Origin of the sequence: Sorangium sp. So ce117 (assembly GCF_051524395.1) — a bacterium.
GTDB classification, from domain to species: domain Bacteria; phylum Myxococcota_A; class Polyangia; order Polyangiales; family Polyangiaceae; genus Sorangium; species Sorangium cellulosum_B.
Window position 1 is genome coordinate 11764390 of record NZ_CP150309.1, and the last position, 14205, is coordinate 11778594.

Annotated in this window: 4 protein-coding genes; all 4 read right to left on the reverse strand. The window is 73.8% G+C overall.

Features of this window, described 5'->3' with window-relative positions:
• Positions 1 to 16 precede the first annotated feature (16 nt).
• Genes WMF46_RS44100 through WMF46_RS44115 form a run of 4 tightly spaced genes read right to left on the reverse strand, consistent with a single transcriptional unit; the run spans position 17 to position 14176 of the window.
• Positions 17 to 2395: a penicillin acylase family protein gene (locus tag WMF46_RS44100; protein WP_437982705.1), complete on the reverse strand. Its 2379-nt coding sequence runs from the start codon at positions 2393 to 2395 to the stop codon at positions 17 to 19.
• Complete coding sequence (locus WMF46_RS44105; protein ID WP_437982706.1) at positions 2392 to 4113, reverse strand: cyclic peptide export ABC transporter; 1722 nt, start codon at positions 4111 to 4113, stop codon at positions 2392 to 2394. The genes WMF46_RS44100 and WMF46_RS44105 overlap by 4 nt, the downstream gene beginning before the upstream one ends.
• The gene (locus WMF46_RS44110) at positions 4110 to 8825 is read right to left on the reverse strand and encodes a type I polyketide synthase (protein ID WP_437982707.1); all 4716 of its coding nucleotides are present in this window, start codon (positions 8823 to 8825) and stop codon (positions 4110 to 4112) included. Before WMF46_RS44110 ends, WMF46_RS44105 begins: the two co-directional genes overlap by 4 nt.
• A complete protein-coding gene (locus tag WMF46_RS44115; protein ID WP_437982708.1) occupies positions 8822 to 14176 on the reverse strand; it encodes an amino acid adenylation domain-containing protein in 5355 nt (1784 codons plus the stop codon). Before WMF46_RS44115 ends, WMF46_RS44110 begins: the two co-directional genes overlap by 4 nt.
• Between the last annotated feature and the right edge of the window lie 29 nt (positions 14177 to 14205).

The following is a 14205-nucleotide window of genomic DNA, read 5'->3' on the forward strand; positions in this document are numbered from 1 at the left end:
GGTGGGGTGAAAGGCGTTATGGGCGCTCGGGGACGAGCGTGAGCGTGTGCGCGGCCGGGCCTGCCAGGAGCGGCAGCGGGCGCCCGTCGACCCAGGCGCGCTGCTGATCGCGGTAGTGGGGCGACAGCGGGTCGCCCGATTGCCCGGCCGGCATATGCAGGATTCCTTCCTGCTCGTGTCCCGGCGAGACCACGAGCCGCTCGCTCGCGGCGAGCGTGTCGCTCACCAGGCGCACGCAGACGTCGCACCCCGGCAGCGGCTCGTCGGGCATGTTGAGGCGCGCGGCGAGCTCCGGCGTCACGCCGAGCGGGTGCGCGATCTGCACCCGGCTCACCGCGCCCCATGCGATCTGGTCGACGGGCTGTCCGCCGTGTTCCTGCTTGACCGCGGTCATGGCCTTCTCCAGCGCCGCGAGGACGAAGGCGTCCCAGCCGCCCTCCGGCGCCGGCACGAGATCGGCTGAGCGCTCGTCGAGCGCGCGCTGCAAGGGCGTGTCGATGTCGGGCAGCTCGAGCTCCAGCGTCGGCTCCGCGGCGCGGCTCGCGCCGAGCCACGCGGCGAACACCTCGCGGGCCAGGACGCTGCGGAACCGATCGAGGAGCGGCAGGCCGACGCTCGACGCGTCCGCCCGGCCGTCCCATGCCGCCACCGCGCGCTGCGCCTCGGCGAGCGAAGGCCGCCTCGACACCGCCTCTCCGGTGAGCGCGCGCAGCGCGAGGTCGCGGTAGAAGCCGTAGAACTCGGCCCGCGTATCGAGCTGCAGCGAGAGCAGGTCCGCCTCGGTGACCTTCCGCGCCTCGCGCAGGCGCTCGGTGATGCGGTAGGCGCGGTAGCCGTTCGCGTAGTCCCGCCCGAGCGCCGGCGCGCCCCCGACGAGCGGCATGCGGTGGTTGGCGTTGACGACGAACCCCGACGGAGGATCCACGACGCGCGGCAGCGCGGCGGGGGGCAGGTAACCTTCCCAGCCCGCGCGTCCGTCCGCCCACGAGACGCTGACCGCGCCGTCGAAGCCTCGGCGCCGGGGCATGCGCCCGGTCACCGTCCACGCGACGCGGCCGCTCCGGTCGGCGAGCAGCACGTTGCACCCGGGCCCGCCGGCGGCGTTCATCACGAGGGTTGCCTCATCGACGCTCCGGGCCCGATCCATCTCGAGGAGACCGAGGTCGACCCCCTCGGGATCGAGCGCCGTCCAGCGGATCGCGACCTTCGCTCCCAGGAGCGGCCGCGGCGCGACGGGTCCCCAGATCGTCCTTTGGGCCGTGACGGTGACGTCGGGCTCGCCGCGGACCTTGATCGTCTCCTCTGCGACCTCGAACCGCTTCCACCCCGAGGGCGTCCGGTACTCGTCGGGGCGCGCGGGGTGGACCTCGAGCTGGACGAGATCCATCACGTCGCCGTCGAGGCTGGTCATCCCCCAGGCGACATGGCGGTTCGTCCCCACGATGACCAAGGGCACGCCGGGCAGCACGACGCCCGCGACCTCGCTGTCGCCATAACGGAGCTCCGCGCGATACCAGATGTTGGGAACGCCGAGCTCCAGGTGCATGTCGTTCGCGAGCAGGGCGCGGCCGTCGCTCGTCCTCTGGCCGGCCACCGCCCAGCCGTTCGAGCCGACCGGCGCCTCGCCGGAGGCCGCGCTGAGCACCCCGCCGTTCCACGCGTGCGCCCTCCGGCCCTGGGCCACCAGCGCCCGCAGCTCCTCGGCGGGCAGTGGCGGCGTCGCGGGCGCCGCCGCGCCGAGCAGCACCCTCGTGTAAGGATCGATGTCTTCGAGCAGGAAGGACGTCACGCCCTTCGGGAGGCTGCGCGAAAGGACGGTGCGCGTCCGCTCCAGATCCTCGCTGACGCTGAGCGCGTTGAACATCCCCAGCACGACGAGGACGCTGTCCTCCGGGCGCCACGGCTCGGGCCGATAGCCCAGCTTCTGGAACTCGACAGGCAGCGTCTCCGCGCTCCGGAGAACCGCATTGACGCCCTCGGTGTACGCGTCGAGCGCGGCGCGCTGGCGCTCCGGAAGGCGCGCAAGGATCGCCGACGCGGCATGCGGCACGCCGTACAGCCGCTGCCGGGTATCGGCCGCCAGCAGATCGCGCCCGAGGACTTCCGCGAGCCGCCCTCCGCTGCTCCGGCGGAGCAGGTCGAGCTGGAACAGCCGGTCGCGCGCCGTGACGACGCCGAGGGCCCGGAGGGCGTCCTGCCGCGAGGCGGCGCGGATCGTGGGGATCCCCAGGCGATCGGTCGTGACCGTCACCGCGCTCTCCAGGCCCGGCAGGGCCATCGCGCTGCCGGCGCGCGGCGCCGGGGCGCGGGCGCCGCCCTGGGGCCCGTCCGCGCAGCCGGCGATTGCCAGCGAGGCGAGCGCCGAGAGGAGGAGCGGGTGGACTCTGCGGCTCATATCTCCTGCTCCGCCGCCTTGAAGGCCTCGTGGCCGCGGACGCCGGCGTGCTCGTCCCGCGTCGATCGCCGATCCACGCCGCTCGCGGGCAGTTGCGTCAGCCGGCCGAAATCGAGCCGCAGGCAGCGATCCGCGAGCGCGAAGTACTGGTCGTCATGGGTGATGACGAGGGCGGTCTTGCCCCTCGCCCGGAGCTCCGGGAGGAGCTCCGTGTAGAAGATCTTCCGGAACTGCGGGTCCTGGTCGGACGCCCACTCGTCGAAGACGTAGAACGGCCGGTCTTCGAGGTAGGCGGTGACCAGGGCGAGGCGCTTGCGCTGCCCCTGCGACAGCCCGCTCACGCGGAGGGCGCCCTCCTCGACGTGCACCCGGCGATCGAGCTGCAGCCGCTCGATATAGCGCCGCGCGCGCTCGTCGAGATCGGGGCCGTTCAGGCCGAGCAGGTGCTCGAAGAGGTGGTATTCCCCGAAGATGACCGAGAAGAGCTGTCGATACTGGTCGCGGTTCGAGTCGTCGACGGGCACGCCATCGAGCCGTATCTCGCCGGACTCCGGCGCGTAGAGCCCGAGGAGCAGGAGGGACAGCGTCGTCTTGCCGCTGCCGTTGCCGCCCACGAGGAACACGAGCTCGCCGGGCTTGAAGGTCAGATCGATGGGCCCGAGCTGGAAGCTCCCTTCTTCCTTCTCGCGGTAATAACGGTGCGTGACGCCGGAGAGCGTGATGCGCTGCCATGCGCGCGCGCCCTCCGTGCCGCCTCCGCGCGGCGGCGCCTCGTGTGGCTCGGTCGCCGCCTCCGGCGTCAGCGCGAGCCCGAGCTCGCTCGCCTTTGCGAGCGCGACGCTGGCGCGCCCGACCGCCGGCAGGAACTCGACCGTCTGCGCGAACGGCGTCAGCAGGAAGAGCATCGCCAGCACCACGCCGGACACCGCCGGCGGCGTCAGCCCTGCCCAGCCCGGCAGGACGAACAGGGCGAGCCCGAGGACGGCGTAGAAGAGCAGCGTGCCCCAGCCCATCGCGATGGAGTACTCGGTGGTGCCCGCCACGAACTCCCGCCCGTAGGTCGTGACGCTGCCGCGGAGGACGTCGGACAGGAACGCGCGGCTGCGCCCGCGGTGCATCTTGAGCTCCTTGATCCCGCTCGTCAGCCCGCGGAAGTGCTGGAACAGGGCGTCGCTCGTCTCGCGGGCGCGCCTGAAGGCGCCGATCGCGCGCGTCTCGTGCGCCCGGAAGAGCACCGCGCCGACCGCCATGGCGCCCAGCACGGTCGCGAGCGCCCACCACGAGATCCGCCCGATATACGCCAGGCAGCCGAGGACGGTGGCCACGTTGACGCACAGCAGGGGCAGGTTGACGTACGCCTGCGTGATGACGGCCGGATCGTCGTTGAGCGCCGCCAGGAGCCGGTGGGGGCCGAGCTGCTCGATGTGGCGCAGCGGCGCCTCGAGGATGCGCTGGCTGAGCTGCATCCGGAGCTCCGCGATCATGGCCTGTCCCAGGTGGGTCAGGAGCACCTGGGACACGGCCCTGCTCAGCACGGCGAGGGCGGCGAGCCCCGCGAAGGCCCATGCGAGCCGCGCCGCGGGGCGGCCGTCCGCGGAGAGCGCCTCCTGGACGAGCGCGATGAGGCCGGCGCTCGAGAGCCCGCTGACCACGCCGGCGGCGATGGCGAGGACCAGGGGCCGGAGCGAGCGGCGCACGAGGAAGGCGAGCACCCTCATCGTCCCTTCTCCTTCGAGGGGGCCGGCTCGCCCTTCGGGGGGGCCGGCTCGCCGTCCTCTCGCGCCGGCGCGCGCGAGCTTCCGGCGCCGGGGAGTCGCCTCGCGGTCCGTGGCAGCGCGACCAGGGCCGGCTCGGGGCTCGCGGGCGCGTGTTGCCCTCGCGCCTTGTGGATGCGCTCCGCGAGCGCGGCCACGGTCGGCCGCTCGAAGAACTCACGGAGCGGCACCTCCACCTGGAACGTCTCCCGGACGCGGTTGAGGATCTGCAGGGCGAGGAGCGACTCGCCGCCGAGGGAGAAGAAGTCCTTCTTTGGGTCGATGGGATCGAGGCCGAATGCCCGCGCCCAGATTGCGGTCACCTGCGCTGTGATCGCCTCGGGTGAAAGGCTCTCTGCGCCGGCGGCCGCTGTCTCGTCGCGCCTGCGCGGCGCATCGCTGCCGGCGGTCGCCGCGGCGTCGCCGGCGCCGAGCCGCCGCGCCAGGGCGGCGCCCTCATCGTCCCTGGGCAGGCCGTGGAGCGGGCGGACCGAGACGATCACCTGCGGCAGGGCCGCCTGGCTCAGGACGCGGTGGAAGACCTGCTGGCCTTCTTCCGGGCTCATCCCGTCGAGGATCACGTCGTCGAGCCCGAGGGCCAGGAGGCGCGCCTCGGCGCGGGCCGCCATGCCGACGTTGCGCCAGCGATCGAGGTTGACGGCGACCGTGTACGGACCTCCCCTGCGCGCGCAGGCCTGCGCGTACGCGTCGAGGAACGCGTTGGCGGCCGCGTAGCCTGCGCGGGCGAGGCCGCCGCTCAGCGCGGTGATCGAGGAGCAGAGCAGGACGAAATCCGGCTCGTGGGCGCGGGCGATCTCGTCGATCGACAGCGCGCCGAGCGCCTTGGGGCCGAGCTCCGCGTCCAGCGCGTCCGCGGTCAGCCGGTCGATGAGCCCGCCAGCGGCGACCCCGGCCGCGTGGATCACGCCGTGCAGGGCGCCGAACCGGTCGAGCGCCTCCCGCGCGGCGGCGCGCATCTGCGAGGCGTCGGCGACGTCGGCGCGCAGCGCGACCACCTCGGCGCCGGCCTGCTCGAGCGAGAGGAGCCGTGCGCGTTGCTCGTCGGTCGGCGCGGAGCGACCCGTGAGGATGAGCCGCGCGCGCACCGTGCGGGCGAGGTGGTCCGCGAGCCGGAGGCCGATGCCTCCCAGCCCGCCGGTGATGAGGTAGACGCCGCGCTCTCGCAGCAAGGGGTGCGCCCCCTGGGCTGGCCTCAGCGCGACCGGTTCGACGGCGGGTGCCCAGCGGTGGTGGCCGCGGTAGGCGACGACGGTGTCGGCGGCGTCGGAGCGCGCCTCCGCGAGGATCCGCTCGACGACGCGATCGGCCTCGGAGGCGTCCGGGACGGGGGCCTCGAGGTCGATCACGCGGCAGCGCACGTGGGGGTACTCCAGCGGGACGCTCCTGCAGATGCCGAGTAGCGGGGCGTGCTCGGGGCGCAGGGATTCCCGGCCGGTCAGGTCGTGCAGGCCGCTGGCGAGGGCGACGAGGTGGGCGGCTCCGGGCTGCTGGCCCAGCGCCCGTGCCAGCCAGAGAAGGCTGGCGGAGCCGCGGCGCTGCGCTTCGCGGAACGCGCCCGGGTCGAGCTGCGTCTCTCGTGCGGCGTCGTGGTGGCCGCGCGGGTCGCCGAGGCTGAAGGCGTGCACGACGCGCGTGGGCGGCCCCGCGCTTGCGCCGAGGTCGCGGATGAGCGCGGCGTAGTCCTCGGGTTGGTCCAGGCGGAGCGTGAAGGAGCGCTCCGCGACGCGCTCGAAGCGCTCGCCGCTCCGGACACGGGTGACCTGCCGGCCGGCGCGCTCGAGCCGCTCCACGAGCCGGTGGCCAATCGCCTCCTCGTCCGTGAAGACGAGCCAGCGCGCCTCGTCGGCGTCCGCCGCGGGTGCGAGCGGTTCCAGGGGGGAGCGCTTCCACGACGGGACGTAGAAAAATCCATCCAGATCGGACGACGACGCTCGCACCGAGGTTGAGGTCGAGCAGCCGACCGAGGTTGAGGTCGCCTCCCTCGCGTCGGGCCGCTCCAGCCAGTACCGCTTTCGCTCGAACGGGGTCGCCGGCAGCGCGACGCGCCGCCGGTGTCGCCCCGCCTGCAGGCCTGCCCAGTCCACCGCAGCGCCGGCCGTCCAGACCTGCCCGACCGCGTCGAGCAGCGCCGCCCCCGCCGCGCCCTGGTTTCCAGGCTCGCGCCCCATGGGCATCGACGCGAGCGCCAGCGACTCCCCCGCGAGCTGCCGGCTCAGCGCCGTGAGCGTCTGCCCCGGCCCGACCTCCAGAAAGATCCGCTCCGACTGCTCCCGCAGCGTCTTCACGCCCTCAGCGAAGCGCACCGTGCTGCGGAGGTGCCGGACCCAGTACGCGGGGTCCTGCGCCTCGGCCGCGGTGATCCAGTTCCCGCTGACGTTCGAGATCCACGGGATGCGCGGCGTCCGCAGCGTGACCCTGCCCACCGCCTCACGGAACGCCGCGAGGGCGCCCTCCATCAGGTGCGAGTGGAACGCGCGCGCCGTGCGCAGCCGGCGCGCCTCGATCCCCCGGCCCGCGAGCTCCTGCTCGACCCGCTGGATCGCCGCCGCCCTTCCGGACAGCACGCACTGCCGCGGCCCGTTGACGGCGGCCAGCGCGACCTCGTCGCCGAGCCAGCCCGCGACGTCCGCCTCGGCCGCGGACACCGCGAGCATCGCCCCGTCCGGCGTCGCCTCCATCAGCCGCCCCCGCGCCGCCACCAGCGCCACGGCGTCCTCGAGCGACAGGCACCCCGCGAGGCAGGCGGCCACGTACTCGCCCACGCTGTGCCCGAGCATCGCGTCGGGCGTCACGCCCCAGGCCATCCACAGCCGGGCGAGCGCGTACTCCACGACGAACAGCGCCGGCTGCGTCATCGACGTCCGATCGAGCCGCCTCGCCGCGTCCTCGACGTCCGCGGGCGCCGGGAACAGCAGCGCCCGGAGGTCCGTGCCCAGGTGGCGCTGGAGCAGCGCAGCGCAGGCGTCGACCTCGGCCCGGAACACGGGCTCGGTCTCGTAGAGATCGCGGCCCATGTTGGGCCGCTGGGTGCCCTGCCCGGGGAACAGGAACGCGACCGGCCGCGGCCCGGCCGCGGGCCCGCCGGTGCGCACCGCGTCGCTGCGATCGCGCAGCGCGCGCGCCGCCTCCTCCCGCGAGCGGCACACCACGGCGCGGCGGTGGCCGAACGCCCGGCGCCCGAGCTGCTGCGTGAACGCCACGTCGCCGACCTCGAGATCGCCGTGGGTCTCCAGGTGCTCCGCGAGCGCGTCGCTCAGGCGCTCGAGCGACGCGCTCGACCGGGCCGACAGCACGAGCAGCTCGCACGGCCTGGGCGGGTCCGCCTCCGGCGCGGGCGGCGCCTCTTCGAGGACGACGTGCGCGTTCGTGCCGCCGATGCCGAAGGAGCTCACGCCGGCGCGGCGCGGCGCGCCGGGGGTCGACCAGGCCGCGAGCTCGGCGGCCACGCGGAAGGGGCTGTTCTCGAGGTCGAGCGCCGGGTTCGGCGCGCGGAAGTGCAGGCTCGGCGGGATGTTCCCGTGGGCCACGGCGAGCGCCGCCTTGATCAGCCCGGCGACCCCCGCGGCCGCGTCCAGGTGCCCGACGTTGGTCTTCACCGAGCCGATCGCGCAGAAGCCCTTCCGTTCGGTCGTCGCGCGGAACACCTGGGTCAGCGCGGCGATCTCGATCGGATCGCCGAGCGGCGTCCCGGTGCCGTGCGCCTCCACGTACGTGATGGAGTCCGCGTCCACGCCCGCGGCCGCGTGGGCCGCGCGGATCGCGCGCGCCTGGCCGTCGACGCGCGGCGCGGTGTACCCGACCTTGGCCCGGCCGTCGTTGTTGATGGCCGATCCCTTGATGACCGCGATGATCGCGTCCCGATCCGCGATGGCGTCGTCGAGCCGCTTCAGGAGGACCACGCCGACGCCGCTGCCGCCGACGGTGCCGCGGGCGCCTGCGTCGAACGCGCGGCAGTGCCCGTCGGGCGACGCGATCGCGCCTTCCTGGTAGAGGTACCCGCTCTTCTGCGGGACGCTCACGGAGGCGCCGCCTGCAAGCGCCAGATCGCACTCGCCGGTGAGCAGCCCCTGGCAGGCCAGGTGCACGGCGACGAGCGACGTGGAGCACGCCGTCTGCACGGCGATGCTCGGCCCTTCCAGGTTCAGCTTGTACGACACGCGGGTCGTGAGGAAGTCCTTGTCGAGCGCGAGGAGCGCCGCGACGTCCGCCGCCGATTGCAGGCGCGGCCCGTCCGGGAAGAGGTGGGCCAGGTACCCGCTCAGGCTCGATCCGGCGTACACGCCGACCGGGCCGCCCGCGCGCTCGGGATCGATCCCGGCGCTCTCGAACGCCTCCCACGCGCACTCCAGGAACAGCCGGTGCTGCGGATCCAGCGCCGCGGCCTCGCGCGGCGTGAACCCGAAGAGCTCCGCGTCGAACATCTCGATGTCGTCGAGCACCGCGCGCGCCCGCACGTACTCGGGCCGCGCGATCAGCGCGGGGTCCACGCCCGCGCCGCGGAGCTCCTCGTCGGTGAGGATCGCGACGGACTCGACGCCCGCGCAGAGGTTTCGCCAGAACGCCGTCACGTCCGGCGCGCCCGGGAAGCGCCCGGCCATGCCGATGATCGCGATGTCCAGGCCCGGGCGGGGCTCGCCGCTTGTCGGTGTGGTCATTTCTTGGTCTCCAGTCCGCCGCGCCGGCGCGCGAAGATCTCTCCGCGCCGCTGCTGCGCGGCCCTCGCCCGCTCGCCCTCCGGCGCTCCGCCCTGCGGCGCCGTCTCGGCGCCGGGATCCCGGCTCAACGCCGCCGCGAGCGAGGCGATGGTGGGGTGCTGGAACAGGACAAGCAGCCGCAGATCACGGTCCACCGTGTCGCGCAGCCGGCTGTGGACCTTGGCCAGCGAGAGCGAGTGTCCGCCCAGATCGAAGAAGTTGTCGTGAATGCCGACCTGCGGGACCGACAGCACCTCTCGCCAGAGCGCCGCGATGGTGCGCTCCAGGTCGGTTCGCGGCGGCGTCACGGCCCTGGCGGGCGCGTCGAGCTGCTCGGGCGCGGGCAGGGCGCGGCGGTCGACCTTGCCGTTGGGCGACAGCGGCAGCCCCTCGAGCACGACGATGGGCGCTGGCACCATGTAGGCCGGCAGGGCCTCGGCGAGCCAGGCGCGCAGCGCTCCGGGCTCCAGCTCCGCGCCGTCGCGGCCGGCGACGTAGGCGACGAGGCGCTTTCCGTCGTGGGCCTCGTCGCGGGCGAGGACGACGGCCTCGCCGACGCCGGGGTGCTGGAGCAGGCGCGCCTCGATCTCGCCGAGCTCGACGCGCAGGCCGCGGATCTTGACCTGGAAGTCGAGGCGGCCGAGGAACTCGATGGCTCCATCGGGCCTGCGGCGCGCCAGATCGCCAGTCCTGTACAGCCGCCCTCCCGGAGCGGAGCCGAACGGATCGGGCACGAAGCGCTCCGCGGTCAGGTCGGGCCGCCGGTGATAGCCGCGGGCGAGGCCGACGCCGCCGATGTGGAGCTCGCCGGCGACGCCGGCGGGCACGGGCTGGCCGTGGCGATCGAGCAGGTAGATCTGCGTGTTGGCGATGGGGTACCCGATGGGCACCGAGGCGGAGGTGTCCCCTCGCTGGCAGGCCCAGGACGTCACATCGATGGATGCCTCGGTCGGACCATAGAGGTTGTGCAGCTCTGCCTGCTCGAGCCGCTCGAAGCACCGCCGCGCGAGCTCCGCCGGCAGCGCCTCGCCGCTGCAGATGATCCGGCGCAGCGACCGGCACGAGGCCGCGCCCGGCGTCTCCAGGAAGGCCTGGAGCATGGGCGGGACGAAGTGCAGCGTGGTGACGCCGTGCCGCGTGATCAGCTCGACGAGCCGCTCGCCGTCGCGGTGGTCGCCGGGCCTGGCGACGACGAGGCCGGCGCCGATCATCAAGGGCCAGAAGAACTCCCAGACCGAGACATCGAAGCTGAAGGGTGTCTTCTGCAACACCCGGTCATCCGGGGTGAGGCCGTAACGCTCCTGCATCCATTGCAGGCGGTTGAGCAGGCCATGGTGGCTGTTGCCGGCGCCCTTGGGACGCCCGGTCGAGCCGGAGGTGTAGATCGTATAAGCGAGGTTGTCCGGCGACAGCGGGGTCGCGAGGTTGCCAGTCGGCTCCCTGTCGATCTCGGCGCGATCCGCGTCCAGGCACAGCACCTCAGCGCCGCGCGCCGGCAGGCGCGACGCCACGGGCCGCTGGCTCAGCAGGACCGGCGCTCCCGCGTCCTCGAGCATGAACGCGATGCGGTCCGCGGGATACTCCGGGTCGATGGGCACGTAGGCGCCGCCGGCCTTGAGGATGCCGAGCAGCCCGACGACGAGCTCGACGGAGCGCTCTGCCGCGATGGCCACGAGCACGTCCGGCCTCACGCCGCGCTTCCTGAGCGCGTGAGCCACCTGGTTGGCGCGCTCGTTGAGCTCTCGATAGCTCAGCCGCTCCTCATCGAAGATCACCGCCGCGGCGTCCGGCGCCCGCTCCGCCTGCGCCTCGAAGAGCTCGTGGACGCGCCGCTCGTCCGGAGTCGCGCGCTCGGTCGCGTTCCAGCCGGCGAGGACCTGCCTTCGCTCGGCCGCATCCATCATCGGCAGATCGGCCAGCCGGATCTCTGGAGCGGCGACGAAGCCCTCGAGGAGGGCGAGGAGGTGCCGTGTCATCCGCGCGACCGTCGCGCCGTCGAAGAGATCGGTGTTGTATTCCCAGGCGCCGCGCGCTCCCTGCCCGTTGGGGACCAGGTTGAGCGCCAGATCGAACTGGGCCGTCCCCGTGTCCACCCGCTGCACGCCGATCGAGAGGCCGGGGATCTCCGGCGCCTGCTCGGGCGCGGGATCCATGGTGATCATCACGTTGAACAGGGGTGTGTGGCTGAGGTTCCGCTCGAGGGACAGCGCCTCGAGGACGCGCTCGAACGGCACCTCCTGGTGCGCCTGCCCCTCGAGGATCGCCGCGCGGACGCGGGCGAGGAGCTCGGTGACGCTGGGATTCCCCGAGAGGTCGACGCGCAGCGCCAGGGTGTTGAGCAGGCACCCGACGACGCCCTCCAGCGCCGCCCGCGGCCGCGCGGTCACCGGCGTCCCGATGCAGACATCGCCCTGGCCCGTGTACCGGTGCAGCAGCGAGAAGAGCCCCGCCGCCACGATCGTGAACAGCGTGGCGCCCGTCCGCCGCCCGAGCGCGCTCAGCCGCGCCACGAGCTCCGGCGGCAGCGCGAGCTCCTCGCGCGCCCCTGCGTAGGTCTGGACCGCGGGCCGCGGCCGATCCGTCGGGAGCTCGAGGGGAGGCACAGGCCCCTTCAGCCGGTCGCGCCAGTACGAGAGCTCCCGTTCGCGCGCCGCCGCCTGCTCGTTCTGGCGCTGCCACAGCGCGTGATCCGCCTGCTGCAGCGCGAGCGGCGCGAGCGCCGGGGGCCGCCCCGCGGCGAAGGCGCCGTAGAGCAGCGAGAGCTCCCGCAGGAGCACGTTCATCGACCAGCCGTCCGCGATGAGGTGATGGCAAGTGACCGAGAGCACGTGCTCTCGCTCGCTCGCGCGGAGGAGCGTCCAGCGCACGGGCGGCGCCTCGGCGAGGTCGAACGCGCGCCGCGCCTCCTCGCGCAGGCGCGCTTGCAGCGCCGGCTCCCGGTCCTCCTCGGCGAGGGCGCTCAGGTCCTTGATTGGCAGCGCGACCGGCGCAGCCTGCGCGATCCTCTGGAGCGGCTGCCCCTCGACGGAGGGAAAGCTGGTGCGCAGCGCCTCGTGGCGGGCCGCGAGCGCCGTCACCGCCTGCTCCAGGGCGCTTGTATCGAGGGCTCCGGAGAGCCGCACCGCCGCCGCGATGTGGTAGACGGGCGCGCCTGCGACCAGCTGTTCGAGGAACCACAGGCGCTCTTGCACGAAGGACAGCGGCAGTCGCTCCGGCCGCTCCACCGGCGTCATCGGCGCGGCCCCACCCGCCGCGCCGCCCGCGGGCGCGCCGGCCTGCCTCGCCTCGATCCAGGCCGCGAGCGCCGCGACCGTCGTCGACTCGAAGAGCTGCGCCGCCCCCACGTCGATGCCGAGGGCCTCGCTCACCCGGCCGCTCACCTGCATGGCCCGCAGCGAATCGCCGCCCAGGCTCAGGAACTCCTCGCTGCGGCCGACCCGCCCGCGCCCCAGCACCTCGGCCCAGATGCCTGCCAGCGTGCTCTCCAGCGCCGTCTGCGGCGGCTCCGCGCTCTCGGCCTCGGCGCCCGCGCGCGGCGAGTGGTCGGCGCTCGCCGACTGCCACACCGCGTCCAGCTTCCCGTCCAGGAACCGGGCGCGGCACGCCCTCCGCTGCACCTTGCCGCTCGTGGTCCGCGGCAGGTTCCCCGGCTTGATGAGCACGACCGCGTGGACCGCGACCTCGTGCCGGTCGGCCACGGCGCGCTCGATCGCCGCCCCGAGCTCCGCCGGCTCCGACGCGGGCGCGCGCCGCCCGAGCTCCTGGACGATGACGATCCGCTCCTCGCCGTCGACGTCCACCGAGAACGCCGCGCCGCCGCCGGCGCGGAGGCCCGGGTGGCTCTCCTCCGAGGTGAGCTCGATGTCCTGCGGGTAAATGTTGCGCCCGCGGACGATGATCAGGTCCTTGAGCCGGCCCGTCACATACAGCTCGCCGCGCGAGGAGAACCCCAGATCGCCGGTCCGCAGGAACGGCCCTTCTCCCGTGGACAGCCGGGCCTCGAACGTCAGCGCCGTCTCCTCCGGCCGCTCCCAGTAGCCCTGGGCCACGCTCGCTCCGGCGACCCAGATCTCCCCGACGCGCTCGTCCTTGCAGGGCCTGAGCGTCTCTGGATCGACGATCCGCACCTCGTCGCCTGCGGGTGATCCCCCGCAGCCCACGAGGGAGACACCGTCCTCTGGCCTGCGCGGCTCGAACACCGCATCTCCCTGGGCCAGCCCCACGCGGTCGACGGCGCGCACGACGGGCGGCGCGTCGGCCGCTCCGCCGGTCACGAGCAGCGTCGCCTCGGCCAGCCCGTAGCAGGGATAGAACGCGTCGCGCCGGAACCCCGCAGGCGCGAACGCCTCGGCGAAGCGGTCGAGCGTCGCCGCCCGGATCGGCTCGGCCCCGTTGAAGGCCACCTTCCATGAGCCGAGATCGAGCCCTTCCCGCTGCTCCGGGGGGATCTTGCGGATGCACAGCTCGTAGGCGAAGTTCGGCCCGCCGCTCGTCGTGGCCCGGTAGCGAGAGATCGCCTCCAGCCAGCGCCGCGGCCTCATCAGGAAGTGCTCGGGCGCGAGCTGGATGCACGGCACGCCCACGTAGAGCGGCTGGAGGATGTTGCCGATGAGCCCCATGTCGTGGTGCGGCGGCAGCCACCCGACGATCACGCTCTCCGCGGTGTGCGCGAACGCGCGCTGGATCATGAGCTCGTTGCGCAGCAGGTTGCCGTGCGTGAGCACCACGCCCTTGGGCGTCCCGGTCGAGCCCGACGTGTACTGGAGGAACGCCACGGTCTCGGCGGTCACGCGCGGCGCTCGCCACGCGTCTTCCTGGCCGTCCCGGATCGTGTCGACGGCCATGCAGCGCAGGTGGCTCAGCTCGGCGAAGCTCGGGTCGTCGCGGAGCATCGTCACCGCGCCCAGGAACGCCTCGGTGGTGAGCACGACGCTCGGCCGGCAGTCGCGCACGATGGCCAGCACGCGCATCAGCCCGCTCTTGCGCTGCGGCAGAGGGACGGGCACCGCGACGAGCCCCGCGTAGAGGCAGCCGAAGAAAGCGGCGATGAAGTCGAGCCCCGGCGGCACCAGCAGGAGCGCGCGGTCACCCGCCTGCGCGCCGGCCTGGAGCTCCGCCGCGAGCGCGCGCGCCCGCCGATCGAGCTCGCCGTACGTCATCGCGCGGGCGTCCGCCTCCCCGTCGAGCAGGAAGGTGTAGGCGTGCCCGGCCGGGCGCTGCTCCGCGCTGCGCCTCAGCAGCGCGACCAGCGTCGCGGGCTCGGCCGCGCCGCGATCGCTGATCGCATGCCCATGGGATCGGTTCGACGTCATCGCCACCTCAGCTCCGATCGAAAAAGAAA